Raw genomic sequence first — 25,220 nt, 5'->3', positions numbered from 1 at the left:
GACTGAGCATGAAGCTGGTGACCGCGGTCATCAAGCCGTACCAGCTCGACGCGGTGAAGGAGGCTCTGCACGCGCTCGGCGTGACCGGCCTGACCGTGAGCGAGGTACAGGGTTACGGGCGCCAGAAGGGCCACACCGAGGTGTACCGGGGCGCCGAGTACACGGTCGAGTTCCTGCCCAAGATCAAGGTCGAGGTGGTGACCGACGAGATCGACGTCGACAAGATCGTGGACGCCGTCGTCACGGCCTCCAGGACCGGCAAGATCGGCGACGGCAAGGTCTGGGTCACGACGGTCGACGACGTGATCCGGGTCCGCACCGGCGAGCGCGGCCTCGACGCGCTCTGATCGGCCGACATGACCCGCATGCCCGACGAGCCACCGGCCCCGCCCCAGGCGCCGGCCGGTGGCTCGCCGGACAAGCTCCGCGAGCACATCGGCGCCGCGGCCCGCGAGGAGCGGGCCGCGGCGCTGGACACCTGGCTGCGCGGGATGTTCCCCAGCCACCTGCCGGGCGTCAGCCTGGTGGCGGTCGGCGGGCTGGGCCGGCGCGACTGCGCCCCCCACAGCGACCTCGACCTCGTGCTGCTGCACAACGGCGCGGCCGGCATCGACCGGATCGCCGCCGACCTCTGGTATCCGATCTGGGACGCCCGGCTCGGCCTCGACCACTCCGTGCGCACGCTGCCGGAGGCGCTGTCGGTCGCGCACGACGACGTCAAGGTCTCCCTCGGCCTGCTCGACGCCCGCCACGTGGCCGGCGACGCGACCCTGGCCGCCGAGCTGATCGCCGCCGCGAGCGACCAGTGGCGGCGCACCGCCGTGCGGCTGCTGCCCCAGCTCAGGGAGCTCACCACCGCCCGCTGGGCGAGCCACGGCGAGCTCGCCTTCCTGCTCGAGGGCGACCTCAAGGAGGCGGCCGGCGGGCTGCGCGACGTGACCCTGCTGCGCGCCATCGGCCGCGCCGGGGTCGCCGACACGATGCGCCCGGCGGTGCGCGCCGCGAACCTACGGCTGCTCGACACCCGCGACGCCCTGCACCTGGCGGTCGGGCGTCGCGTCGACCGGCTCGTCGCCCAGGAGCGGGCCGCGGTGGCGGAGCTTCTGGAGCTCGACGACGGCGACGCGCTGCTGCGCCGGACGGCGGGCGACGCCCGTACGGTGGCCCATGCCCTCGACGACGCCTGGCGCGCGGCCGACCGGTTGCGCAGCGGGCGCCGGCGCGGTGTGCCCGGCGGCCCGCCGGTACGCCGCCCGGTGGCCCGCGACGTGGTCGAGCAGGACGGCGAGCTCGTGCTCGCCCGCACCGCGATCGGCCCGGTGCCCGACCCCAGCCTGTCGCTGCGGGTCGCCGCCGCGGCCGCCACCGTGCAGCTGCCGATCGCCCGGGCCACCAGCGAGTGGCTGGCCGCGTTCTGCCCGCCGCTGCCCGCCCCGTGGCCACCTGCGGCTCGCGCCGCGCTGGTCTCGCTGCTCGGGTCGGGCCCCGGTCTGCTGCCCACCTGGGAGACCTGCGACCGGTACGGGCTCATCGACGCGTGGCTGCCCGAGTGGGCGCGGCTGCGCAGCCTGCCCCAGCACCACCCGATCCACCGGTTCACCCTCGACCGCCACCTGGTGCAGGCGGCGTACGAGGCCACCGCGCACACCCGCGAGGTGGAACGCCCCGACCTGCTGCTGCTCGGCGCGTTCCTGCACGACGTCGGCAAGGGCCTGCCCGGCGACCACAGCGTGGTGGGCGCGCCCATCGCCGCCGAGATCGCCACCCGCGTGGGGCTGCCGCCGGCCGACGTGGCCACGATCGAGAAGATGGTGCGGCTGCACCTGCTGCTGCCCGACGTGGCGACCCGCCGCGACCTCGACGACCCGATGACGATCTCGTCGGTGGCCGGGGCCGTCGGCGACAGCACCACCCTGGAGCTGCTGCACGCGCTGGCCCGCGCGGACTCGCAGGCCACCGGCCCGGCCGCCTGGTCGGACTGGAAGGGCCGGCTCATGGCCCAGCTGGTCAGCCGGGTGCACACCGCGCTGCACACCGGGGAGCTGCCCGAGCCGCCGGCGCCCGACCCCGAGCTGCTCGAGGGCGGCCTGCCGGCGGTGCACCTCGACGGCGACCGGCTGGCCGTGGCCGCGGCCGACCGGCGGGGGCTGCTCGCCGCGGTGGCCGCCTGCCTGGCGATGCACCGGCTCGACGTGGTGGGCGCGAACGCGAGCACCGTCGAGGGCCGGGCGATCGTGGAGTTCTACACCCAGCCCCGCTACGGCAGCCCGTACGACCCGGTCGCGCTCGCCGCCGACCTGCGGCGGGTGGCCGCCGGCGACGTCTCGGTGACCCAGCGGGTGCGGGCGCGGGCGATGAGCGCGCGCGGCGGCACGGCCTCGCCGCGGGTGGTGTGGCAGCGCGACGTGGCGACCGACGCGGCCGTCCTCGAGCTGCGCGCGGCCGACTCGCCGGGGTTGCTCTACCGGGTGGCAACCGCGCTCGACGAGGCCCGCGCCGAGGTGCGCGCGGCCCGCATCTCCACGCTGGGCGGCGACGTGGTGGACGCGTTCTACCTGGTCGGCTCGTGGGCGGACGCCGCCGAGCGCGATCGGGTGGCCGCCACGGTGCTCGCCGCTGTCTGAAAAGGGGTACGTCACCGCCGTCGCCGTGCGCGCGTTGACGATTCGTGCCCTTCCGACCACCCCACCCCCCGCCCGAAGACGGACTGAAGGCATCCTTCCCCGACCTCCTCGATGATCATGTGACGGCGGCCGGCCCCCGGCTCCGGTCCGCGCTGATCGCGACCGCCTGCCGCAACCGCTCGCTCGACGCCCGCGAACTGCTGGCCCGCGCCGCGCTCGGCGAGCACGGCACGCTCGGCGAGCTGCTGCGGGCGGCCCGCGACGGCGACCGGCGGTGGCTGCGCCGGATCCGGCGGCGGATCGACCCCGGCCTGGTCGCCGCGCTGGCGCACACGATCGGGCTCCAGGAGCTGCTGCCGGGCGACCGGGACGACGCGCTGGCGCTGTTCGAGCTGACCCGGCGGGCGTGCGGCGCCCGGTCGCTCACGGCGGCCAACCAGGCCCTGCACGCGCAGCTCGCCCTGCTGAGCGATCCCGAGCGGGCCCGCAAGCTGCTGCGGCGCTACGGGAAGATCGACGCGATCGCCCGGGCGGCGCTGCAGGCCGACCTGCCCAACGGGTCCCTGCGGGCGCTGCTGCCGGCGCCCGCGCCCGTGGTGGCCGACGGGGAGGGGACGCCGTTCGACCGGCTGACGGCCGAGGCGCCCGAGCGCGTGGAGGGGCCGCACCGGGTCTCGGTGGTGGTCACCGCCTACCGCCCCGACCGCGGGCTGATCACCGCGGTGCGCTCGCTGCTCGCGCAGAGCTGGGCCAACCTCGAGGTGATCGTCGTGGACGACGCTTCGCCGCCGGAGTTCGAGCCGGTGCTGCGCGAGGCGGTGGCGCTCGGCGACCGGATCCGGCTGATCAGGATGCCGGTCAACTCGGGGACGTACGCGGCCCGCAACGCCGGTCTCGACGCGGCCGGCGGGGAGTTCGCCACGTTCCAGGACTCCGACGACTGGTCGCACCCGCGGCGCGTCGAGCTGCAGGTGCGGCCGCTGCTCGAGGACCGCCGGCTGGTCGCCACCACCTCGGACGGGCTGGCCGTCACCGACGACCTGCGCTGCACCCGTCCCGGGGTGCGCAGCAGCCGGTTCAACCCGTCGTCGCTGATGCTGCGGCGCGGGGCCGTGCTGGGCACGGTCGGCTACTTCGACCGGCTGCGCAAGGCCGCCGACTCCGAGTACATCGGACGGATCCAGGCCGCGTTCGGCGCCGGACGCGTACGGCACCTCGATTCGCCGCCGCTCGCGCTGATCCGGCTCTCGGCGGGCTCGCTGTCGCGCTCCGAGATCCGCGCGCACTGGATGCACCCGGCGCGGACCGCGTACATGTCGGCCTATCAGCGGCACCACGAGCTGATCGCGAACCGGCGGGCGCCCGCGTACCGGCCGGCGGACGGCTCGGACCGGCCCTTCCCCGCGCCGGACCACCTGCTGGGCACGGTCCGCGACCGGGCGTACGACGTGGTGATGGTCGCGGACTGGCGGTTCCTGGAGAGCACGCAGCGGACCGCCGTGGACGAGCTGCGGGCGCTGGCCGCCGCGGGGCTGCGGGTCGCGGTGGTGCAGCTCGACTCGTACCGGGCGATGCAGGTGCGGCGGATCCCGCTCGCGGCGCCGGTGCAGGACCTCGTCAACGCCGGCGTGGTGGACCGGCTCCCGCTCGACGACCCGGCGGAAGTGGCACTGCTCGTGGTGCGCCAGGCCGCGGTGCTGCAGTTCGCCGGAGGAGAGACCGCAGCCGTACGGGCGTCGCGCGCGGTCATCGTGGCGGACCGCGCGCCGGTGCGGGCGGACGGCAGCGACCGGCGCTACGACCCGGCGACGTGCACGGAGGCGGTGCGGCGGCTGTTCGGGGCGGACCCGGTGTGGATGCCGCAGGACGGCGGGGTGCGGGCGTCCGTGCGTACGGTGTCCTGGGGCGAACAGGACTGGCCGGTGGCGCTCGCCCAGGCAGGGTGGGTCGCCGACCGTACGAGCGCCTCGCCCGGACCCTCGATCGTCGGCATGGACCTGTGCGACGCCGCGAACTGGCCGCCCGACGCCGCCGACGCGCTCGCCGTGCTGCGGCGGCTGCCGTCGGTGGACGTACGGGTGCGGTTGCCCGACCGGCCCGCGGGCACCTGCGACATCGCGATCGCTCCCACCTGGCTCGGCTACCAGGCCGCCGACCTCGAGTCCCGGCCGTTCCTGCACCAGCTCGACTTCTACCTGCACTTCCCGCCGCGCGAGTCGGCCGAGTGGTATTCGCGGCCGGCGCTCGAGGCTGCGGCGCAGGGCTGCGTCGTCGTGATGCCGCCGCGCTACGAGGCCTTCTACGGCGAGGCGGCCGTGTACTGCACCCGGTCCGAAGTGGAGGCCCTGATCGCCCGCTACCGCGACGATCCCGCGCTGTTCGCCGAGCAGAGCCGGCGCGCCCGGCAGGCGGCTGCCGTCCACGACCCGGCCCGGTTCGCCGCGCTGCTGCCCGCGCCGCTCACAACCCCGTAACGTCGCGCGTCCCGGCCGCGTTGATCATGATGTGCGGCAGATCATCCCGGCCCGTCTGCGCCTCGGCGGCGCGCGCCCTTCCCAGCCCTGGCTCGCCGGCGCCCTGGTCGTGGTGCTCGCCGTCGCGGGCTTCGCCGTGCCGGTGATCGGCGGCGCCGCGCTGCTGCTCGCCGGGCTGTTCCACCTCTGCCGCCGGGCCGGCGCCGCGCACCGTTCGACCCAGGAGGCCGTACGGGACCTGCGCGGCGCCGTCGACGAGCTGCAGCGCCGCGTGGTCGCCGCCGTGGAGCGCGAACGGCTCGAGGCCGGCGACCGGCATCAGGAGCTCACCGAGGCCGTGACGCGGGCCGAGCGCCTCACCGGCCGCGGGGCCGAGCTGCTGCTGCGCGAGCAGAGCCGCGAGATCGAGGCGCTGTTCCAGCTCTTCCAGGCCGTGACCCCGCGCGCGCCCATGCCGCCGGGCGAGGGCCTGCAGCCGACCGATCTGCTGGGCCTCGTGCACGCCGCCCGCGACCTGCGCCCCGCCTCGACGGTCGTGCTGGGCAGCGGACCGTCGACCGTGTGGCTCGGCTACGCCCTCGCCGGCACGCGGCTGACCGTCGTCGACCACGACGCGGGCCGGCTGGAGCAGGTGCGGACGCGGCTGGCCGAGCACGGCCTGCCGGTGACCCTGCGGCATGCCCCGCTGGCCGAGCTGTCCGTCGACGGCCGGACGGTGGACTGGTACGACGTCGACGCGCTCGACGGCGTCACCGACATCGGCCTGCTGGTCGTCGACGGAACGCTCGCCCCGCCCGGCCCAGACCCGCTCGCGCCCGCGCTGCACGTGCTGGGCCGCCGCCTGGCCCCCGGCGCCGCCGTCGTGGTCGACGACGAGCCCAACCGGGTCGCACCCCGGCAGGGCGGCGGGTTCGGTCTCACCGTGCGGCGGCCGCTGCCGGGGCGGTGGACGGCCCTCGTGCATCCGGAGACCGTTGCCGCTGAACCGGCCGTGCCGGTGCTCGGTCGTTGATGCTTCGTTCCAGCGTACTGTTCGACGCCATGGCGCTGTGCGTTGAGATTCACTTCCCCTTGCCGGCCGACACCGTCGAAGACCTTCCGGATGAAGAGCATCCGATAACGTGGATCGACGAGGTCACGGAATATCTGGCCGAGCTCAGTATCGCGGGGGAATTGGACATCTTCGACGACGGGGAGCACGTCGGAGACGTGTATGTCTTCTTCATTTCCGGAGCCGAAGAGGCTGTCCTGCTGCGAGCGGCCTCCCATGTCGCGGCTTTCCCGGGAGTGCCTGCGGGGGCTTTCGCAATGGTGACCGACGACCGGGCCGAGGCCTTCGGCATGGGGCGCCGGGTGGACCTGCCGGCGGCTTGACCCGCAGGATCGCGAACCCGGCGCAGACGCCGATCAGCGCACCGGCCGCGTTGTGGACGACGTCGACGCCGTCGCCGCCTCGGCCGATGAAGCCCTGCCAGCCCTCGATCAGGAAGCTCAACCCCGCCGCCGCGCCGAGAACGACGGCGGGACGTCGCCACAGGATCGTCGCCATCGCGGCCGCCGGCAGGAACAGCCCGATGTTGGCCAGCTTCTCGTCGCTGCCGGCGAACCCGTCGACCATGCTCGCCGGGTCGGCGTAGGCCTGGAGGTACGTCCAGACGCCGTCCGATGAGTAGTGCGGCATCCTCGTCGTCGTGGTCGCTGCCAGCGCGGCGCCCAGAGCCAGGACGAACGCGGCGCCCATCGGTCCGCGCCGGAGAAGGAGCCCGAGCGGCCAGGCGAGAACGACGCTCACGCCCAGGACGGCCAGCAACCTCGGCTGGGTCACGACGTTCCAGATGATCCCCGCGTCCAGCACGACGCCGAGCCTAATGGCCCGAGCCAAGCGGAAGCTCAGCGTCCGCCGCCGGGTCGGTCCTCGCGTGATTCCGGTGGCTGCCCAGCCCCGGGGCACTCTTCGGGCGGGGCGTAGGCACGGATGGTGCCGTTGTGCCGCGCCGCTTTTCCGTCGTCGGTGAGAGCCACCAGCCGTTTACAGACGGAACACCGGCCTTGCTGATGCCGCGAGCGTGGAGTCAACGGTCCTCCCGGACAGGTGTGGTGGGTCCGGTCCGACCGTACGGCGGTGGCGTCCCTGAGTCGATCGGAGCGCGCCATGCTTGGCGGCGCACCCCGGCATCCGCTTCGGCCGCAACGGCGATCCGGCTGGACACGGAATGATCCAATGGTGGTCGTGAAGTCGCGTCGCGCGGGTGCCGTCGTCCTGTTCGTGGTCGCCTTTCTGGCGCTGGCCGGCTCTCGCGCCTTCCCCTTCATGGACGACCTCCCCGGCGTGATCGAGGCAGCCGTCGTGCTCGTCGGTGCGATGTGCGCCCTGGCGGGCGTCTACCTCTGGCCGCGCAGGTCGCCCGGCGCCAAGCCTTAGCGGCTCAGGGGCGGTCGCGCAGGTCGCTCGCGGTCGCGCCGCCGGCGAAGCGCACCACCACCGGGCGGTGCCCGTCCTGCTCGGTGCGTCCCACGCTGAGGGGCAGAGCGGCCATCACCCGGCGCAGCGCGACCCGGCGGTCGACCGGCGCGAACCGGCCCGTCCAGATCGCGGTCTGCAGGACCCGCAGGTCGTCGCCCGCCTCGGGCATGTCGTTGCGCTGCCGGATGAAGCGGGCCCGGATCGCCGCCGGATCGACGTAGTCGCGGGCGCTGACATCCGACAGGCCGGGACGGGTGGGGTCCGATCCGGCCCAGCGTGACCGGGTGGCGAGCTCCTGGACCCGGAACGCCTCGATCAGGTCGTCGGGCTGGTCGTCGCCGTCGCACTGCCGGTGGATGGCGCCGAGGTCGGCCGTGCGCACCCAGCTCTCGCCCGACCGGGCGCCGGGCACGGTGCGGGTGCGCAGAGAGAACAGCTGCCGCGTGGCGTCGCTCAGCTCGACGATCACCCGGGCCACGGCGGCCGGGTCGGAGGTGAGCCCGGTGCCGCCGGCAACGATTCCGAGCGCGGCCGCAGCATCAGCACACCGACGCCCACCAGCGCCAGCACGACCGCGGCGGCGCCGATCGGCGTCCACAGCCGCGGGCTGGACCGCCACGACCGCCGGGGTGCTGAACGCTCGCCGATGCGCGCCCACACCCGGGCCAGGGCCTCGGCGGACGGCTCGATGGTGCCGGGCGGCAGGTCGCGCACCGCGGCCAGGTCGGCGTCCGTGCGGCTCACCGCGTCTCCTCCTCACTCAGCGCGGCCCGCACCTTGGCCCGTGCCCGGTGCAGCGACGACTGCACCGAGCCGAGCGGGATGTCGAGGGCCGCGGCGATCTCCGCGTACTCCAGTTCGGCCACGGCGAAGAGCATCAGCACGTCGCGCCGACGGCGGGGCAGCGCGGCCAGGCCGGCTGACAGGCGGCTCACCGACCGTTGCGCGTCGACCCGCCTCGTCGTGCGTCCCGTGTTCGACCAGCGGCAGGCGGGTCGCCTCGCGCAGCGCTCGCACCTCGGCGCGGACGTGCCGGCGCAGCAGCCGGGTCGCGATGCCGTACAGCCAGGGCAGCAACTCGCCGTGACGCGGGTCGAAGGAGTGCGCCACCAGGAACGTCTCGGCGACCACGTCCTCCGCGAGCTGCGGTCCCACCCGCCGCAGGCAGTACCTGCCGTGCCGGGAGAACATCCCCGTGCCGGTCGTGGAGGCGTCCGGTGCGGCGGGTTCTCATCCGCGCTGTCACGTTCGCCGACGGGGGTGCGGCCTTGCGGGCGGGGAAACACCGCTACCCCGCCGCAGGGGGTCGGCGGGGTAGCGGTACGCGGGTGGGGGAGGTGGTGCTACCCGCGTACGGGGCGGCGGGGGCCGCCCCGGGTCGTTGCGTTGCTTGTGCCCTGAGGAATCGGCTGTGCGGGGGCCGGGTTGACGATTCGCCGGGTGCCGGGCGGGTGCGAACGGGTCAGCTCCGGGATGCCAGCCACGCGACGCGTTCGGCGTAGAGCTCGTGGGCGTGATGACGGCGGACGAAGGCGGCGCCGCGGGCGGACTGGTCGCGCAGGGCTACCGGGTCGCCGTGCAGGTCGCGGACGGCGTCGTGCACCTCGGCGAGGTTGCAGTAGACGGCGGCCTCGCCGAAGGTGCGGGCATAGCGGTGGGGGAGCACGGCGACGCAGCCCGCGGCGAGCGCAGCCAGCAGATCGGGGGTGGGGTCGGCCGGGTCGTCGTCGGCGGGCAGGTGCAGGTAGAAGTCGATCTGGTAGAGGAACGAGCGCAGGCTGACGTCGCCGGTCTCGTAGACGAGCCAGGTGCGCGGCGCGCCGGAGCGGCCGAACGAGCGGCGGCAGGTGCCGGCGGCGTCGAGCAGGCGCACGTCGAGGCCGGTGGTGGGCGGGAGCGCGTCGCGCAGGCGGTGCCACTCGGCGCGGCCGCCGCGGCAGTGCCGTCCCACGACCGGGCGGTCGGCGCGCGGGCCTCGGCGGTCCAGCCGCCACTGCGCGGCGTCCAGGGTGCTGGGCAGGTCCAGTTTCGCGAGCGACTCGTGAGCGGAGAGCCGGCGGCGGCCGTCGGGGCCGGCGGGCGACCACAGTGGAGCGTGGCCGAAGAGGCGCTTGGCGGCGGCGGCCGCGGCGGGGACGACCACGGCGTCTTCGATGACGACGCGCTGGGCCCGTACGCCGCTTCGCACGTCGGGGGCGTGCTGCAGGACCCGGGCGGAGCGGGCGACGACCAGCCGGGTACGCACGTCGTGGGTGAGCTCGACCTGGGTGAGCTCGCCGCCGGTGACGAGCTCCTGCACGGCCGGGTCGAGGTCCTGCGGGCCCTCGCGCAGGTTGGCCAGCACGTCCAGCTGCATGAGCGCCGCCCGCAGGCCGCGCGCGGCGAGGGCCCGCAGCTGGCCGATGCCCGCGGTCCCGGCGCCGCCGGGCGTGGTCCAGTCGCCGGCGAGCACCACGTCGTACGCCCTCGCTCCGGTCTCGCCGAGCAGGCGGCGCGGCGCGGCGAAGGCCCGCGGGCGCGTCGGGAGCGAGCGGCCGGCGCGGACGTCGGCGTGCCAGGCGCGGTAGGCGGACCGGTAGGAGCGCTCGGCGGGCGACAGCCGGCCGGGGTGGTCGTGGTCGGCGGTGAGCCGGATCAGCGCGAGCGGCGGCCCGCTCAGAACCTGCGTGGCGCCCCGGCCCAGGACCGCCCGGGCGCGTTCCACGTACTCGGTGAAGGCGCCCTCGCGGACGGGATCGAACCGGCCGACCCGGCGCAGGGCCTCGACGCGCCGCAGCATGAGGTCGTGCGGGCGCACGGCGGGCGTCCCGGGGCGGGTGACGACGAGGTCCGGCGTGACGCGCAGGCCGGTGGACGTGGTGGAGAGCAGCGACTCGTCGGCGAGCAGCGGCGCCACCTGGCGTTCGAGGCGCAGCGGGTGGGACCAGTCGTTCGCGCTCTGGAACGTCACGAAGTCGCCGGTCGCGGCGTCCAGGCCGGCGTTGCGGGCCACGTAGGCGCCGCCGTTGGCCACCATGCGGACGACGCGGACGCGGGGGTCGAGGGCGGCGGCCGCGCGCAGCATCGGGCCGTACTCGGCGGGCGAGCCGTCGTCGACGACCAGGATCTCGTGGTTGGTCCACGTCTGCCGCCCGAGCGAGCGGACCGAGGTGAGCAGCTCCTGGCCGGGCCGCCACGTGGGCACGACGGTGGTGATCCGGCAGGGGTGGCCGACGCGCTGGGCGGGGCCGGTGGTGAGGCGGTCGAAGGGCGAACCGGGTCCCTCGGCCACCTGCACGCTCGGGGCGGGCAGCAGGGCGGCGAACCTCCAGCCGTCCCCGGAGCCCCCGGCGTACGGGTTGGCGAGGTCCGCGGCGAGCGCGGCCCGCACGGGCTCGGGCACCGCGGCGTACTCGGCCAGCAGCGCGGCGGTCAGCGTGCGGTTGCCCGAGGCGTACGCGAGCTGACAGTGCAGTCCCTGGTGGACGTCCGCGATGTCGCCGCGCGCCCGCAGCCCGTCGAGGACGGCGAGCGCGTCGGCCTGGTCGTCCGGGCGCAGGTCCTGCAGCGCGATGACGCGGGCCAGCTCGCCGGTGAGCCAGGGGTCGCCCGAGGCCTCGGCGGCCCGGGCCAGCGGTTCACGGGCCGCGACCGACCGGGCCTGCAGGGCCGCGACGGCGAGCGGGTGCGGTCCGGGGTCGCGCATGGTGGCCTCTTCCTCGAAGATCATTTCTCGAAGATCACAACGACCGAACGGCTCGGGTGAATTGTCCGTATCGCCCGGTTCCACTGCTCGTTGACCATGCCGTGTACGACGTCGCCATCCTGTCCGACCTGCGGCACCCGGGCGGCAACGCGGCGAGCATCGTGGCCGAGGTCCGCGCGCAGGCGGCCGCCGGGCTGACCACCGTGCTGATCCACGTGCCGTCGCCGCACCTGCGGCACGCGCGGCCGTTCCACCCACGGATCGTGGCCTGCCTGCGCGACGGGCTGGCCGAGCTGGCGCACGAGGACGACGCCGGGATCGCCGCGAAGGTGCTGCTGATCCGGCAGCCGCGGACCTTCGCCGAGGAACCGGCGACCGTGCCGGCCGTGCGCGCCGACCACACGATCGTGGTGCTCGACCACCCCGTGCCCGCCGAGGTGCACGAGCGGGTCGGGCGCCTCTTCGGCCCGGGCGTGGTGTGGGCGCCCACCAGCGCCGAGGTGCGCGAGGGCGTCGCCGACGCGGTCGCGCTGCCCGACACGGACTGGCACGAGATCGTCGACGTCGCGGAGTGGGACCTCGAGCGCCGTCCACGGTCGACGGTCCCGGTCGTCGGCGTGCACGGGCGTCTCGACGCGGACCTGCCCCGGCTGCACGTGCGGACCCCGGGCGCCGACGAGTCGCCCCGCGAGTTCCTCGCCGCGATCGACTTCTTCGTCCACCTCCACGAGGCCTACGACCGGCGCGTCCTCGAGGCGATGGCCGCCGGCGTGCCGGTCGTCGCCCCGCCGCGCTTCCGCCCGATGTTCGCCGAGGCCGCCGCCTACACGCATCCGGCCGGGCTCACCGACCTGGTCCTGCGGCTGCATTCCGACCGGCCCGCGTACGAGGCCCTGGCCGCCCGCGGCCGCTCGTTCGTGACCGAGCACTACGGCCGCGCCTCGCACATCGCCCGGCTGGCCTCGCTCGGCGTGCTCACCCGCGCGACCGTTGCGCCGCCGGCCCCCGTACGCCCCGGCCCCCGGCCCTCCCGGCGCGTGCTGATGGTCGGCGACGACATCGCCCGGTTCCGCGCCATCGCGCGCCGGCTGCCGCCCGAGGTCGAGGCGGTGGTGGTCGCCGGCTCGGCCGGCCTGGCGGACGCGCACGCCGCCGGCCTGCTCACCGAGTACCTGCCGTCCGCCGCGGCGCTCGGGGTCGCCGAGGAGCGCTGGACCGGTTTCGTCCGCGACCGGCTGCGGCATCTGATCGAGCTGTACGGCCCGGGCGCCGTGCTGGTCGGCGGCGTCCCGCACGACGGCATCGTCGCCGCGATCCAGGCCCATCCGGCCCCGCGCTGGCTGTGGCTGCGGCCCGCGATGTGGCGGCGCGGCACCGGCGGCGAGTGGGCGGCCCGGGGTGCGCTGTTCGCCGGCATCCTCGAGCCGGGCGAGTTCGCCGCCGCGGGCGACGAGGGCTGGACCACCACCGCGCGGGCCGGGGTCAGCACGGTCGACCCGATCACCGAGCTGCCCGCCAGGCAGCCGCGCCGCACCGTCGCCGGCACGCTGCTCTGCCGCGGGGTCGAGGCGACGCTGCCCGGGTTCACCGTGGTGGACGCCGGCCCGGAGGCGCTCAGCGGTGTCGCGCTGGCCGTGTCCCGCGCCGACTACACGAGCTTCCACGAGCTGATCGGCGCCGGGGTGCCGACGGTCTTCGTGCCCGACCCCGACGGCGCCGACGACCAGCTGGCCCGGGCCCGGTTCGCCGCGGCGGCCGGGGTGGCGGTGTGCGCGACCGACGACCGGGCGGCCGCCGCCGAGCTCGAACGGCTGAGCGATCCGGCGGCCCGCGAGGCGCTCAGCCGGCGCTGCGCGGAGCTGGCGTACGGCAACGGGGCGGGCGACGCGGCTGCGTGGGTGGCCGGGCACTGCCGCAGACGATCCGAAGTGGAGGCCGAGGGTGTTCGATGAACCGGAGGCGGTCGATCTCGCGCTCGCGCGCTGGGAGGTGGCCACGCTGACCGGCCGGTTGCGCTGCGTCGAGGACGAGCGGGACGCCGCCGTGCGCGACCGGGACCGCAACCGTGACCTGGTGCTGGCCCTGCTGCGCAGCCGCCCGTACCGGCTGGGCCGCACGCTGGTCGACCTGGCCCGCGACCCGGTGCGCAACGGCCCGTCGATCGCCGGCCGCGCGGCCCGCCGGTTGCGCCGGCAGGCGGCGATCCAGTCGCTGCCGCGGCCCCGCGCCGCGTCCGTGCCGGCCCGGGTGTACGTCGCGGTCGGGCTGTCGCGGGCCGGCTCGCACGAGCTGATCCGCGCGCTGCGCCAGCGCGTGCTCGTCGACGCCGACCACCTGCCCGTGGTGGTGACCGACCAGCCGGCGCTGCGCGGGCTGCAGGTGCCCGGGGTGGTGCTCGAATATCTGCCCGACCCGCAGACGTGGTCCCGGCACGAGCCGCAGGCGCGATGGGAGTCGCTGCTGGCCGGGCGGATCGCTCAGCTGTGCCGCGACCACCGGGCGGTCCGGACTGTCGTGATCGATCCGCGGGATCCGCCCACGCTGGCCCGGCTGCTGGACAACGCCGCCTGACCCCCGCGCCGGCGCGGGCGTCACCGGGACGCCGGTGGGGTCGTTGGTGCCGGCATGAGCGCTCCGACCGTCGATGCCCCCGCCCCGCGCGTCGGGATGCGGTTCGTGGTCGAAGGGCCGCCGGTGCGGGCTCTGTGGCGGCGGGCGATGGTGCGGGCGGTGCTGGTGCCGCTGCCGGTGCTGGCGCCGCTGGTGGCGCTCGCGCCGAGCCGGGACCACCGGTTCAACCTGTACTGGCACGGAGGGCTGTTCCGCGACGAGCCGCTGCGGATCGTGCCGCACACGGTCGGCTCGCTGCCGGGGTACCTGCGGCTGGGCAACTTCCGGCTGTTCGGGCGGATGCTCGAGAAGGCGCTCGACCTGGCCGCGTACGCCCTCGGCGAGGTGCTGGGGCTGCCGGTGAACGTCGGTTTCCGGCTGGTCTCGTTCGTGTCGGCGGTGCTGGTGTGCGTGACGGCGGTGCTGCTCGCCGAGAGCGTCGTGGCCCGCGGGAGGCAGGCGCCGTCCACTGTGGCCGCGCTCGTGCCGTTCGCGGTCGCCGCGGGGTTCGTCGCCGCGGGCGGGTCGAGCCCCGTCGTGTTGTTCGGCGGGCTCTATTTCGGGTCGGCGGCGCTCGTGCTGGGGGTGGCCGCCGCGCTGTGCCGCATCGACCCGGACCGGCCGCTGCGGATCTGGTGGATGCCGTTGCTGCTGCTGGGCGGCGCGGCCCTGGCGGCCTTCAACGAGATCGCCTACTTCGCGCTGCCGCTGGCCACGGTCGCGGTACTGGCGCGCGGCCGGCTGGTGCTCGGCCTCGGCGCGCGCCGGCTGTGCACCGCGGCGCCCGCCCGCGCGCTGGGGTTGCTGTGGCTCGGGTTCCTGCCGGTCTTCCTGGCCGTACGGGTCGTCATCCAGCGCTACTGCTCGGCCGGCGGCTGCTACCAGGGCTCTGACGTGCGCCTCGGCCCGGAGTCGGTCGAGGCGTTGCCGGTGCGTGCCGTCGCCTGGCTGCCGCCGATGATGTGGCGCACCGCCGGCGTGGAGCCGGGGCTCGTCCTGGCCGTCGCCGTGGTGGCGTTCGGGCTGCTGGCGTGGCACGCGATCCGGGACCTGCCGCGGCTGTCCCGGGTGGGCCCGCGCGCGGCCCTGGCCGTGGCGCTGACCGCGGGCGCGCTGGTGCTGCTGGGCGCGGGGATGGGCGCGCTCAACGCCGACGTGCAGCAGCTGGTCGCGACCGGGCGGTGGGGGTACGGGTGGCGCGACTCGGCGGTGACCACGACGGCGGGGGCCCTGCTGATGGTGGCGGCCGTCCACTTCGTCCGCAGGCAGGCGGTGCTGGTGGCCGCCGTGGTGCTCCTCGCGGGCGCGGCGGCGGTGTCGGCGACGGCCAACAAGCGGCAGCGCGACACGACGATGGCGACCCCGGCCGCGCGGCTGGCGGACCGGCTGGCGGTCGAGATGGCCGACTTCGACCCGGGCCCGGAGGGCGCGGCGCGCCGGTGTGCGCTGCGCGCGGAATTCCTGAGGCTGCACGGCGACGTGCCGTTCTCGGTCCGCCGCTTCGACGAGTCGCTGGAGACCGCGGCCCGGCAGCGCGCGGACGTGTCGTACTGCCCGGGCGTAACCGGCGACGGCCGGCCGCGTTGACGAGGACGGCCGAGGAGCACCGCGGGAGGACGAACTGATGCGCCGGTTGCCCACCCTGACCCGCCGCCAGGCGACCACGGCGGCCGGCGCGTGCCTGCTGTGCGCCGCGGTCACGGCGGCCGCGCTCACCGGCAACGTCGGGCTCGCGCTCACCCTGCTCGCGGTCTTCTTCACGATCCTGTTCGCCGGGCTGCTGCTGATCGCCCGGCGGCTCTCGGGTCTGCAGCGGGCGCAGCGCCGCCACCAGGACGACGTGCGCGCGGTGCTCGACCAGACCCAGCGCCGGGTGCTCGGCGCGATCGAGGAGCTGCTGCTGCACTCCGGCGACCGGCACCGCGAGATGGCCGGCACCCTCGCGCACCAGCTGCGGGCGCAGACGCGCGAAGTGGAGGCGCTGGTCCAGCTGTTCCAGCAGGTGACACCGCGCGCCCCGATGCCGCCCGTGACCGACGGCGCGACGCTGCTCGACGTGCTGCACCTGATCCGCACCCGGCGGCCGCGGCGCGTGCTGGAGCTCGGCGGCGCGTCGGCGGTCTGGATCGCGTACGCCCTGGAACAGACCGGCGGCAAGCTGCTCACGCTCGACCACGACGCGGCCGGCGCGGAACGGACCCGGGCCGCGCTCGCCGCGCACGGGCTGACCGAGGTCGCCGAGGTCCGCGAGGCGCCGCTGCGGCCGATCGCGGTGGAGGACCGGACGTCCGCCTGGTACGACCTGGAGTCGCTCGCCGACGTGCACGACGTCGACCTGCTGGTGGTCGGCGGCCCGCCCGAGACGACCGGGCCGGACGCCCGCTATCCCGCGCTGCGCCTGCTGGAGGACCGGCTGGCCGAGGCAGCCGCGGTGTTCGTGCTCGGCGAGCCCGACGTGCTCGGCCGGTGGCTGGAAAAGACCGAGGGCCTCACCCGTGAGGGTGAGGCCCTGGTGTCGTACCGCCGCGTCGTGCGGCAGCTGAGCCGGTCTCAGTAACCGAACTCCTGCGAGATGTACGGGGTGCCGTTCGCGGCGTAGACGACGCCCACGCCGACGGCCTTGGCGGTGCAGTTGAGGATGTTGGCGCGGTGACCCGGGCTCGCCATCCACGCCTTCACGACGTCGGCGCCGGTGCGGTAGCCGTACGCGATGTTCTCGCTCAGCGGGCGGGCGTAGCCGGCCTGCTTGATGCGGTAGGCGAAGCTCGAGTTGCTCGCGCCGGTGTGGCTGAACTTGCCGGAGCGGGCCATGTAGGTGCTGTGGCCGACGGCGGCGCGGGTCAGGCTCGGGCTGGCGACGACGGCCTTGCAGCCGTGGGCGGCGCGCTGCTGGTTGGTGTAGGTGACGACGTCGGCCTGCATCTTCGCGGTGCCGGTGACGGCGGCCTGGGCGGAGGATGCGAACGCGACCACGACGAGCAGGGTGGCGGGGATCATCGCGATCAGGGCCAGACGCTTGGTGATCGAAGAGCGCATCGACTGCCTTTCGGTAGGTGGCCGCGGCTGCTACCGCCGCGTTCACCGACCTAGTTCGGCCCGAACGCAGTGACGATGACCGTTGAACGGGTGCGGTGCCGATGCCCTTCGGTTGCCGCCCGGTTGGCTACCCGCGCCGGGTTTCCGCGCTGGTGTCGTCACGTTGCCGTCACGGTGCGTTGCAAAGATCGTTTAGCTCTCGAAGAGCGTCCAGAGGGGGATCCGCCGTGCCCGACACCGTTGCTGACGTGGCGATCCTGTCCGACTTCCGGCTTGCCGGAGCGGGCGTCGCCGCCGAGGTCCGCGCCCAGGCCGAGGCCGCGCTGAGCACCGTGCTGGTGCACGTGCCGCTGCCGGAGACCCGGCCCGCGCCGTTCGACCCGGCCATCCGCGTGCTGCTGCGCGACGGCCTGGCCACGCTGGCCCACGACGACCGGCCGGTGGCCGCGCGCCTGCTGGTGGTCCGGGGCACCCGCCGGCTCACGGAGCCGATGCCGGAGGTGCGCGCCGAGCGTACGGTCGTGATCGCCGACGAGCCGCCGGCGCTCGGCCTCAGCGCCCGCGACGTCGACTGGGCGCCCGTCGACGAGCACGTGCGCGCCGCCATGCCGCTGCTCTGCCGCCTCACGCCGCAGAACTGGCACCAGATCACCGACGCGGCGGCCGGGTGCCGCGGCGACCTCGAGCTGTTCCGCACCCTCGAGCGCGCCACCGGGCACCAGTCGCACCTCAGGCGGCTCGCGGCCCTGGGCGTGCGGCCGCGGATCAACGCGCCCGCCCGCCGCGCCGAACCCGCCGCGCTGCCGGTGGCGCGGGCCCGCCGGGTGCTGATGGTCGGCGACGACGCGACCAGCCTGGTGGCGATCGCGCGGCGGCTGCCCGGCGACCTGTCCGCGGTGATCGTGACGCGGGCGCACCAGCCGGGCTTCCTCACCGAGCACATCCCGTCGCGCGAGCTGCTGCGCGACCGCCTCGGCCACCTGGTCGACCTGCACCGCCCCGAGGCCGTGATGGTCGCCGGCGTGCCGCACGGGGAGATCGCCGACGTCGTCCGCGAGCACCCCGGGCAGCTGTGGGTGTGGCTGCGGCACGCGATGTGGCAGCGCGGCGTGGGACAGGAGTGGATCACCGAGGGCAAGGTGTTCGACCACGTGCTCGAGCCGGGCGAGTTCGCGGCGCTGGTCGACGAGGGGGCGACCGTGGGCGACCGGGCCGGCGCGCACCGGGTCGAGCCGATCACGCTGCTGGACGGCGGCGACCTGCTCGACGCCGCGGCCGCCCGCGCGGAGCTGGCGCTGGACGAGCGGCCCGCCGCATTGATCCGGCTCGGCGACCCGCTGCTGGGCGCCCGGGTCGCCGAACGGCTGCGGCTGCACGGCTTCCAGGTGGTGCGGGTCGAGCCGGGCAGCCGCTGCCTGCGCGCCTTCGACCTGGTGGTCAGCTCGGCGGCGTACCACCCGTACCACGAGCAGCTGCGCTTCGGCGTCCCGACGGTGTTCGTGCCGGACAGCGGCGCGACGGTCGACGACGAGGCCGCCCGGGCCCGGTACGCGGACGCCGCCGGGGTCGCGCTGACCGTCGCCGACCCGGGCTCCAACGAGCTGGAGCGGGCGCTGGACGCCGCGGCCCGCGCGGAGGTGCGCGCCGCGCTGCGCCGCCGCTGCGACGAGCTGACGTTCGCGAACGGCGCGGCGCCGGCCGCGACGTGGCTGAGCGGGCTCCTGGCCCGCCGGGAACGGATCGGAGGCTGACATGCCCGACACCACCGCACACCTTCCGGTCGCACGGGAGCCGCAGGCCACCACCCAGCGGGCCCGCTGGGAGCTGGCCGCGATGGGCTCGCGACTGCGGCTGCTGGAGGCCCGGCTGGTCGACGAGAAGCGCCGCAACGCCGAGCTGCGCCGCGAACGCGACCGCCAGCGCCGCCGCGCCGAACGGCTGAGGCTCATGCGGGTGGTGCTGCGCCGGTTGCGCCCGGCCCGGCGCGTGAGCACGACGGTGACCCCGGCGCTGCCTCCGCCGCGGACACCGGCCCACCTGTACGTGGTGATCGGGCTGGAGTACGAGGCGGTGCGCGAGTTCGTGCTGACGCTGCGGCAGCGGCTGCTGGTCGACGCCGACCACCGGCCCGTCGTACTCACCGACTGCCCGTCGTTCGCCCTGCTGCGCGATCTGGGCGTACTGCTCGAATATCTGCCCGACCGGGCGACCTGGGAGCAGCACCGGCCGGACCGCTCGTGGGAGGACGTGCTCGCCGAGCGGCTGTCGCGCCTCTACCGCGACCACGGGACCGTCCGCACGATCATCGTGGACCGCGCCCACCCGCCCACGCTCGCCGAGCTGCTGCGCTGATCGCAACCTTCGCCGACGCGCGGTCGTTGGGCGAGCGTGACCGTTTCGAGCCCATTGATCTCCGTGGTCGCACCGATCTTCAACGAGAGCGCCGGCGTCGACCGTTTCGTGGACCGGCTCACCGAGGTGCTCACCGGCGCGGGCCTCGACCACGAGCTGGTGCTGGTCGACGACGGCTCGACCGACGACTCCTGGGACCGCGTCGCCGCGCGGGCGCTGCTCGACGATCGGGTGCGCGGCCTGCGGCTGTCCCGCAACTTCGGCAAGGAGTCCGCGGTGCTGGCCGGGCTCGAGCACGCCGCGGGTGACGCCGTCGTGGTCATCGACTCCGACCTTCAGCACCCGCCCGGCGCGATCCCCGAGATGGTGCGGCGCTGGCGCGAGGGCGCGCACGTGGTGGAGGCGGTGAAACGCAACCGCACCGGCCAGGGCGTCGTGGGCAGGCTCGGCGGACGGCTGTTCAACCGCGCGTTCACCGGCCTCACCCAGGTCGACCTGGTGAACGCCACCGACTTCCGGCTGCTCGGCCGGCCCGCGCTCGAGGCACTGCTGCGGCTGCCCGAGCACTCCTCGTTCTTCCGGGGCACCAGCAGCTGGATCGGGTTCGAGCGCAGCACGATCGAGGTGGACATCGAGCACCGCGGCGACGGCCGCTCGCGGTGGACGTTCCGCTCGCTGTTCCGGCTGGCGGTCAACGGGCTCACCTCGTTCACCTCCGCGCCGCTGCACCTGGTGACGATGGTCGGGCTGGCCTTCGCCGCGTTCGCCGTGCTGCTGGGCGCGCAGACGCTGATCCGCTGGATCGGCGGCGACTCGGTGGCGGGCTTCCCCACCGTCATCCTGCTGCTGCTGGTGATGGGCACGTTCCTGCTGCTCGGGCTCGGCGTGATCGGCGAGTACCTCGCGCGCATCCACGAGGAGGTCCGCGGCCGGCCGCGCTATCTCGTGCAGGACCGCGCGGAGCCGCTGCCCCCGGCGGTCGTGCCCGGGCAGTGGGTGGGGGCCGACCGTGGCCGGCGCTGACGTGACGCGGCTGCTGCGCTACGGGGTCAGCGGCGCCGCGAGCGCGCTCACCCATCTCGGGCTCGGGCTGACGCTGGCGCAGGGTCTGGGCGTACGGCCCGTGGCGGCGTCGGCGGCCGGCTTTGCAGCGAGCGTGGGAGTCTCGTACGCCCTGCAACGCTCCTGGGTCTTTCGCGCGTCGACCGCGCACGTCATCACCGGCGCCCGCTTCGCGGCCGTGACGGCGGCGGCCTTCGCGCTCAACAGCGTCGTGCTGTGGCTCGGCGCCGTCGCGCTCGCGGCCCCGTTCGTGCCGGTGCAGCTGCTCGCCATGGCCGCGATCCCGGCGGTGAACTACGTGCTGCACTCGCGGTGGACCTTCCGGATCTCTTGATTCGATCAAGAGATCCCGGTGTCATGGTCGGGTGGCGGAGCTCACGGTCCACGACACCAACGGCATCCTCCGGCAACCCTGGATCCGGCCCGACCGCACCAGCAGCGGCCTCGGCTGGGAGCAGCTCTACGTCTCCACCCAGAGCGAGCAGCCCTACCAGGCGAGCTTCGGCGGCGCCCCGAGCCACCTGGTCATCCTGCACCTCAACGGCCCGGTCACGGTGCGCCGCGGCCACCTGGGCCTGACCAGCTCGCGCACCGTGCCGCCCGGCGGCCTGTTCGTGCATCCGGCCGGCAAGGACCTCACCGTCGAGCTCGGCGGGCCGCTCGACACCGTGCACGCCTATCTGACCGACGGGCTGCTCGCCGCGGCGCACGACGAGCCCGTCGAGCTGGCGGAGGAGCTCGGCAGCCTCGACCCGCTGGTGGAGAACCTGCTGCTCACCCTCGACGGGGTGATGCGCGACTGGGAGCCGTCCGCGCGCACCTATGTGGACCACCTCGGGCACGCGCTGGCCGCCCAGCTCGGCCGGCGGCACAGCGTGCGCGCCCGGCCCGCGCCGCCGACCGTGCGGGGGCTGCGCGCCGGGCTCACCGACCGGCAGCTCTCGGCCGTACGGGAGCTGGTCGAGCAGCGGCTGGCGGACCCGTTGCCGCTGCGCGAGCTCGCCGCGGCGACCGGGCTCAGCGTCAGCCAGTTCGCGCGGCAGTTCAAGGCGCGCACCGGGTCGTCGCCGCACCAGTTCCTGATCCGCCGCCGGGTCGAGGCCGCCTGCCTGCTGCTGTGCCGCACCGCCATGCCGATCGCCGAGGTCGCCCAGCGCTGCGGCTTCTCGCACCAGGAGCACCTCACCCGGGTGCTGCGCGCGCACCTGGGCACCACGCCCGCCGCGATGCGCGTTTCGTGCAGCACATAGGTGCAGGATCGCATCGCGCCGATCGGCCGACACTGATCGCGTGGAGTCGTTCGAGCACACCCCGTCCGCGGCCCGGGTGGTCTTCGGGTCCGGAACGCTGAGCCGGCTGCGCGCGGAGGCCGGACGGCTCGGGGCCGCACGCGTGCTGCTGCTGGGCGATCGGGGCGGCCAAGCGGCGCAGGTGCTGGGCCCGCTGGCCGCGGCACGGTTCGAGGGCGTCGCCATGCACACGCCGGTCGAGGTGACCGAGCGGGCCCTGCGGGTGCTGCGCGAGCACGACGCGGACTGCCTGGTGTCGGTGGGCGGCGGCTCGGCCACCGGGCTGGGCAAGGCGCTGGCCGCGCGCACCGGGCTCCCGCAGATCGCCGTGCCCACCACGTACGCCGGCTCGGAGATGACCCCGGTCGTGGGGGAGACCGCGGACGGCGTGAAGACGACGCGCAGCGATCCCGCGCTGGTCCCGGTGACGGTGCTCTACGACGTCGGCCTGACGCTCGGATTGCCGGTCGGGCTGTCGGTCACCAGCGGCCTCAACGCGATGGCCCACGCGGTCGAGGCGCTGTGCTCGCCGCGGGCCGATCCCGCCGTGGACGCGTACGCCCGGGAAGCGATCATCCGGCTGGCCCGCGCGCTGCCCCGGATCGCCGAGCAGCCGCGCCACGAACCGGCCCGCGCGGACGCGCTCGCCGGCGCGTGGCTGGCCGGAATGTGCCTCGCCGCCGCCGGACCGGGCCTGCAGCACCGGATCTGCCACGTCCTGGGCGGATCGTTCGGGCTGCCGCACTCCGAGACGCACGCCGTGATGCTGCCGCACGTGATGGCCCACCACGCCCGCTCCGCTCCGGAGGCCGTGCAGCGCATCGCCGAGGCGCTCGGCGTCGCCGACGCCCCGGCCGCCGTCTTCGACCTCGCCGCCCGGCTCGGCGCGCCCGGCTCGCTGGCGGCGCTCGGGCTCGCGTCGTCCGACCTGCCGGCCGCCGCGGAGCTCGCCGTCGCGCAGCCGCATCAGGTCACCGCCGACGGGGTTCTCGAGGTGCTCGGCGAGGCGTGGCGCGGTGACCGGCCGGCCACCGCCGACGGCCGGCCCGGCATCGGCGGGCTCACCGAGCAGGTGGTGGCGAGCTTCGCCGGGGCGTCCTCCCCGCGGGTCGCCGCGCTGCTCGGCGACCTCGTGCGGCGGTTGCACGGGTTCGTCGCCGACAACGACCTCACCGAGGACGAGTGGCAGGCCGCGATCGACTTCCTCACCCGCACCGGGCAGATGTGCTCGCCGACCCGTCAGGAATTCGTGCTGCTCAGCGACACGCTGGGTATCTCGAGCGCGGTCGACCTGCTGACCCACTCGCGCTCGCGCGGCGCCACGCCGTCGGCGGTGCTCGGCCCCTTCTACGTCGAGGGGCCGCCCGCCAAGCCCTCCGGCGCCAACCTCGCCGAGGGTCTGCCGGGGGTGCCGCTGCGGGCCGACATCCGGATCACCGACTCGCGGGGGCGGCCGGTTCCGGACGCGGTGGTCGACGTCTGGCAGTCCGATCAGGACGGCTACTACGACGTGCAGCTCCCCGACCTGGAGGGGCCGGTGCTGCGGGCCCGTCTGCGCAGCGACCTCGACGGCCGCCTGTGGTTCAGGTCGATCCTGCCGTCGGAGTACCCGATCCCCGACGACGGCCCGGTGGGCCGGATGCTGCGGGCGACCGGCCGGCACCCGTACCGGGCCCCGCACCTCCACTTCATGATCAGCGCGCCCGGTTACCGGCGGCTGGTCACCCAGCTGTTCGTCGCCGGCGGGCCCTACCTCGACTCCGACGCGGTCTTCGGGGTCAAGCCGGAGCTGATCGTCGACTTCCCGGCGGGTCCGGGCGGCACGCGCACCGTCGAGTTCACCTTCCGGCTGGAGGCCGAGCATGACTGACGTCGAGACCGATGTGCTGATCGTCGGCAGCGGCCCGGCCGGCGGGGCGGCCGCGCTGCTGCTGAGCACCTACGGCGTGCCGAACATCGTCGTCACCAAGTACGGCCGCCTCTCCGACACCCCGCGCGCCCACATCACCAACCAGCGCACGATGGAGGTGCTGCGCGACGCCGGCGTCGAGGACCAGGTCGTCGCGCTGGCCACCCCGCAGCACCTGATGGGCGACACGGTGTTCTGCTCCAGCCTGGCCGGCGAGGAGCTGGGCCGGCTGCACACCTGGTACACCCACCCGTCGCGGCTGGCCGACCACACCCTCGCCTCGCCCACGAGCATCTGCGACATGCCGCAGCACCTGATGGAGCCGGTGCTCGCCTCCGCGGCGGTCGCGCGGGGGACCGCGTTCCGCTACCAGACGGAGTACCTTTCGCTCACCCAGGACGCGGACGGGGTGACGGCGACCGTACGGGACCGGTTGCGCGGCGACGAATACACGATCCGCGCGAAGTACCTGATCGGCGCGGACGGCGGGCGCAGCAGGGTGGCCGAGGACATCGGCCTGCCCATGGTGGGGAGGATGGGCGTCGCCGGCAGCATCAACATCGTCTTCGAGGCGGACCTCACCGAATACACGGCGTACCGGCCGAGCACCCTCTACTGGGTGCTGCAGACCGGGTCGGACGTAGGCGGCATCGGGATGGGGCTGGTCCGCTGCGTCCGGCCGTGGCACGAGTGGCTGATCGTGTGGGGCTACGACATCAACGGCGCGCCGCCGGACCTCACCGAGGAGTACGCCCGCCGGATCGCCCACCATCTCATCGGCGACGACACCGTGCCCGTCACCATCAAGTCGTCCTCGGCGTGGACGGTCAACCACGTGTACGCCGAGACGTACCAGAACGGCCGGGTGTTCTGCATGGGCGACGCCGTGCACCGGCACCCGCCGTCGAACGGGCTCGGCTCCAACACCTCGATCCAGGACGCGTACAACCTCGCCTGGAAGCTCAAGCTGGTGCTGGACGGGACGGCCGCCCCGGCGCTGCTGGACAGCTACTCGGCCGAGCGGGCGCCGATCGGCCGGCAGATCGTGGACCGGGCCAACCGCAGCATCGGCGAGACCACCCGCATCTTCGAGGCGCTGGGCCTGCTGTCGGCCGAGGACCCCGCGACGCTGCGCCGCAACATGGCCGCGCGCAAGTCGTCGACGCCCGAGGCCGAGAAGCAGCGGCGCGAGCTGCGCGAGGCGATCGAGTTCAAGAACTACGAGTTCAACACCCACGGCGTCGAGCTGAACCAGCGGTACGCCTCGGGCGCGATCGTCCCCGACGGCACGCCGATGCCGGTGAACCCCCGCGACGACGAGCTCTACCACCACCCGACGACCTGGCCCGGCGCCAAGCTGCCGCACGCGTGGATCGGCCGCGACCGGTCCAAGGTGTCCACGTTGGACGTGTGCGGGCAGGGCCGGTTCACGCTGCTCACCGGGCTCGGTGGCGAGCCGTGGGCGCGGGCCGCCCGCGACCTCGGGGTCGTCGCCGTGGTCATCGGGCCCGGCGCGGACTACGAGGACATCTACGGCGACTGGGCGCGGCTGCGCGAGATCGGCGACTCGGGCTGCGTGCTCGTACGCCCCGACCAACACGTGTGCTTCCGGAGCCCGGCGCTGACCGGCGACCCCGGCGGCACCCTGCGGTCCGCGCTCGGCCGCGTGCTCGGAAGGTAGTCGCTCGACGGCGCACGTTCCTCGGCGCGGTGGG

22 protein-coding genes and 2 pseudogenes are annotated in these 25,220 nt (G+C 75.0%); 17 read left to right on the top strand and 7 right to left on the bottom strand.

Features of this window, described 5'->3' with window-relative positions:
- The first annotated feature begins 8 nt into the window (after positions 1–8).
- The 5 genes from ACSNN8_RS06585 (at position 9) to ACSNN8_RS06565 (ending at position 6,472) form a co-directional block, all read left to right on the top strand.
- The gene (locus ACSNN8_RS06585) at positions 9–347 is read left to right on the top strand and encodes a P-II family nitrogen regulator (protein ID WP_436647586.1); all 339 of its coding nucleotides are present in this window, start codon (positions 9–11) and stop codon (positions 345–347) included.
- Between the two features lie 9 nt (positions 348–356).
- Positions 357–2,624 carry a [protein-PII] uridylyltransferase gene (locus tag ACSNN8_RS06580; protein ID WP_436647584.1) on the top strand — a complete coding sequence of 756 codons (2,268 nt, stop codon included), beginning with the start codon at positions 357–359 and terminating at the stop codon, positions 2,622–2,624.
- Positions 2,625–2,743: 119 nt separating this feature from the next.
- Positions 2,744–5,098: a glycosyltransferase family 2 protein gene (locus tag ACSNN8_RS06575; protein ID WP_436647583.1), complete on the top strand. Its 2,355-nt coding sequence runs from the start codon at positions 2,744–2,746 to the stop codon at positions 5,096–5,098.
- Between the two features lie 31 nt (positions 5,099–5,129).
- Positions 5,130–6,110 carry a class I SAM-dependent methyltransferase gene (locus tag ACSNN8_RS06570; protein ID WP_436647581.1) on the top strand — a complete coding sequence of 327 codons (981 nt, stop codon included), beginning with the start codon at positions 5,130–5,132 and terminating at the stop codon, positions 6,108–6,110.
- Positions 6,110–6,472, top strand: coding sequence for a hypothetical protein (locus tag ACSNN8_RS06565; RefSeq protein WP_436647580.1), 363 nt, complete (start codon positions 6,110–6,112; stop codon positions 6,470–6,472). The genes ACSNN8_RS06570 and ACSNN8_RS06565 overlap by 1 nt, the downstream gene beginning before the upstream one ends.
- Before the next feature lie 79 nt (positions 6,473–6,551).
- On the opposite strand, the pseudogene ACSNN8_RS06560 reads toward ACSNN8_RS06565, so the two are convergent.
- A pseudogene (locus ACSNN8_RS06560) lies at positions 6,552–6,647 on the bottom strand (hypothetical protein); the annotation flags it as partial.
- A 672-nt stretch (positions 6,648–7,319) separates the two neighbouring features.
- Between ACSNN8_RS06560 and ACSNN8_RS06555 the strand changes: the two are divergent.
- A complete protein-coding gene (locus ACSNN8_RS06555) occupies positions 7,320–7,520 on the top strand; it encodes a hypothetical protein (RefSeq protein WP_436647578.1) in 201 nt (66 codons plus the stop codon).
- A 4-nt stretch (positions 7,521–7,524) separates the two neighbouring features.
- Here ACSNN8_RS06555 and ACSNN8_RS06550 read toward each other — a convergent pair whose 3' ends face one another.
- The 5 genes and pseudogenes from ACSNN8_RS06550 to ACSNN8_RS06530 all read right to left on the bottom strand — a co-directional run bounded on the left by ACSNN8_RS06550 (position 7,525) and on the right by ACSNN8_RS06530 (position 11,271).
- Positions 7,525–8,040: a hypothetical protein gene (locus ACSNN8_RS06550; RefSeq protein WP_436647577.1), complete on the bottom strand. Its 516-nt coding sequence runs from the start codon at positions 8,038–8,040 to the stop codon at positions 7,525–7,527.
- A complete protein-coding gene (locus ACSNN8_RS06545) occupies positions 8,028–8,306 on the bottom strand; it encodes a hypothetical protein (RefSeq protein ID WP_436647575.1) in 279 nt (92 codons plus the stop codon). The genes ACSNN8_RS06550 and ACSNN8_RS06545 overlap by 13 nt, the downstream gene beginning before the upstream one ends.
- Positions 8,303–8,497 (bottom strand): RNA polymerase sigma factor, encoded by a 195-nt coding sequence (locus tag ACSNN8_RS06540; RefSeq protein ID WP_436647574.1) that lies wholly within the window; start codon positions 8,495–8,497, stop codon positions 8,303–8,305. Before ACSNN8_RS06540 ends, ACSNN8_RS06545 begins: the two co-directional genes overlap by 4 nt.
- Positions 8,498–8,636: 139 nt before the next feature.
- Positions 8,637–8,753: pseudogene (locus ACSNN8_RS06535) on the bottom strand (RNA polymerase subunit sigma-70); the annotation flags it as partial.
- A gap of 271 nt (positions 8,754–9,024) precedes the next feature.
- Complete coding sequence (locus tag ACSNN8_RS06530) at positions 9,025–11,271, bottom strand: glycosyltransferase family 2 protein (protein WP_436647572.1); 2,247 nt, start codon at positions 11,269–11,271, stop codon at positions 9,025–9,027.
- A 77-nt stretch (positions 11,272–11,348) separates the two neighbouring features.
- Between ACSNN8_RS06530 and ACSNN8_RS06525 the strand changes: the two genes are divergently transcribed.
- From ACSNN8_RS06525 to ACSNN8_RS06510, 4 genes are read left to right on the top strand one after another with little or no spacing between them, the layout of a single operon-like run.
- Positions 11,349–13,199 (top strand): glycosyltransferase, encoded by a 1,851-nt coding sequence (locus ACSNN8_RS06525; RefSeq protein WP_436647570.1) that lies wholly within the window; start codon positions 11,349–11,351, stop codon positions 13,197–13,199.
- Positions 13,189–13,818, top strand: coding sequence for a hypothetical protein (locus ACSNN8_RS06520; protein WP_436647569.1), 630 nt, complete (start codon positions 13,189–13,191; stop codon positions 13,816–13,818). The genes ACSNN8_RS06525 and ACSNN8_RS06520 overlap by 11 nt, the downstream gene beginning before the upstream one ends.
- 54 nt (positions 13,819–13,872) lie before the next feature.
- On the top strand, positions 13,873–15,444 hold the full coding sequence (locus tag ACSNN8_RS06515) for a hypothetical protein (protein WP_436647567.1): 1,572 nt from the start codon (positions 13,873–13,875) through the stop codon (positions 15,442–15,444).
- A gap of 37 nt (positions 15,445–15,481) precedes the next feature.
- The gene (locus tag ACSNN8_RS06510; protein WP_436647566.1) at positions 15,482–16,414 is read left to right on the top strand and encodes a class I SAM-dependent methyltransferase; all 933 of its coding nucleotides are present in this window, start codon (positions 15,482–15,484) and stop codon (positions 16,412–16,414) included.
- Here ACSNN8_RS06510 and ACSNN8_RS06505 read toward each other — a convergent pair.
- On the bottom strand, positions 16,408–16,893 hold the full coding sequence (locus tag ACSNN8_RS06505) for a CAP domain-containing protein (RefSeq protein WP_436647564.1): 486 nt from the start codon (positions 16,891–16,893) through the stop codon (positions 16,408–16,410). The two genes, ACSNN8_RS06510 and ACSNN8_RS06505, sit on opposite strands and share 7 nt — an antisense overlap.
- A gap of 227 nt (positions 16,894–17,120) precedes the next feature.
- Here ACSNN8_RS06505 and ACSNN8_RS06500 point away from each other — a divergent pair, with 227 nt between their 5' ends.
- The 7 genes from ACSNN8_RS06500 (at position 17,121) to ACSNN8_RS06470 (ending at position 25,186) form a co-directional block, all read left to right on the top strand.
- Positions 17,121–18,644 carry a hypothetical protein gene (locus ACSNN8_RS06500; RefSeq protein ID WP_436647563.1) on the top strand — a complete coding sequence of 508 codons (1,524 nt, stop codon included), beginning with the start codon at positions 17,121–17,123 and terminating at the stop codon, positions 18,642–18,644.
- Between the two features lies 1 nt (position 18,645).
- Entirely contained in the window at positions 18,646–19,245 is a 600-nt protein-coding gene (locus ACSNN8_RS06495; protein ID WP_436647561.1) for a hypothetical protein, read from the top strand.
- Positions 19,246–19,308: 63 nt separating this feature from the next.
- Positions 19,309–20,268 (top strand): glycosyltransferase family 2 protein, encoded by a 960-nt coding sequence (locus ACSNN8_RS06490; protein ID WP_436647559.1) that lies wholly within the window; start codon positions 19,309–19,311, stop codon positions 20,266–20,268.
- On the top strand, positions 20,255–20,641 hold the full coding sequence (locus ACSNN8_RS06485) for a GtrA family protein (protein ID WP_436647557.1): 387 nt from the start codon (positions 20,255–20,257) through the stop codon (positions 20,639–20,641). Before ACSNN8_RS06490 ends, ACSNN8_RS06485 begins: the two co-directional genes overlap by 14 nt.
- Positions 20,642–20,672: 31 nt before the next feature.
- A complete protein-coding gene (locus ACSNN8_RS06480; RefSeq protein WP_436647556.1) occupies positions 20,673–21,557 on the top strand; it encodes a helix-turn-helix domain-containing protein in 885 nt (294 codons plus the stop codon).
- A 40-nt stretch (positions 21,558–21,597) separates the two neighbouring features.
- Positions 21,598–23,466, top strand: coding sequence for a maleylacetate reductase and hydroxyquinol 1,2-dioxygenase domain-containing protein (locus ACSNN8_RS06475; protein WP_436647555.1), 1,869 nt, complete (start codon positions 21,598–21,600; stop codon positions 23,464–23,466).
- Positions 23,459–25,186, top strand: coding sequence for an FAD-dependent oxidoreductase (locus ACSNN8_RS06470; RefSeq protein ID WP_436647553.1), 1,728 nt, complete (start codon positions 23,459–23,461; stop codon positions 25,184–25,186). Before ACSNN8_RS06475 ends, ACSNN8_RS06470 begins: the two co-directional genes overlap by 8 nt.
- The last annotated feature ends 34 nt before the right edge of the window (positions 25,187–25,220 follow it).

Origin of the sequence: Actinoplanes sp. URMC 104 (assembly GCF_051386375.1) — a bacterium.
In the GTDB taxonomy this organism is placed as follows: Bacteria; Actinomycetota; Actinomycetes; order Mycobacteriales; family Micromonosporaceae; genus Actinoplanes.
The sequence above is the reverse complement of the archived record's forward strand: the minus strand, read 5'-3'. Positions and strand labels throughout refer to the sequence as shown.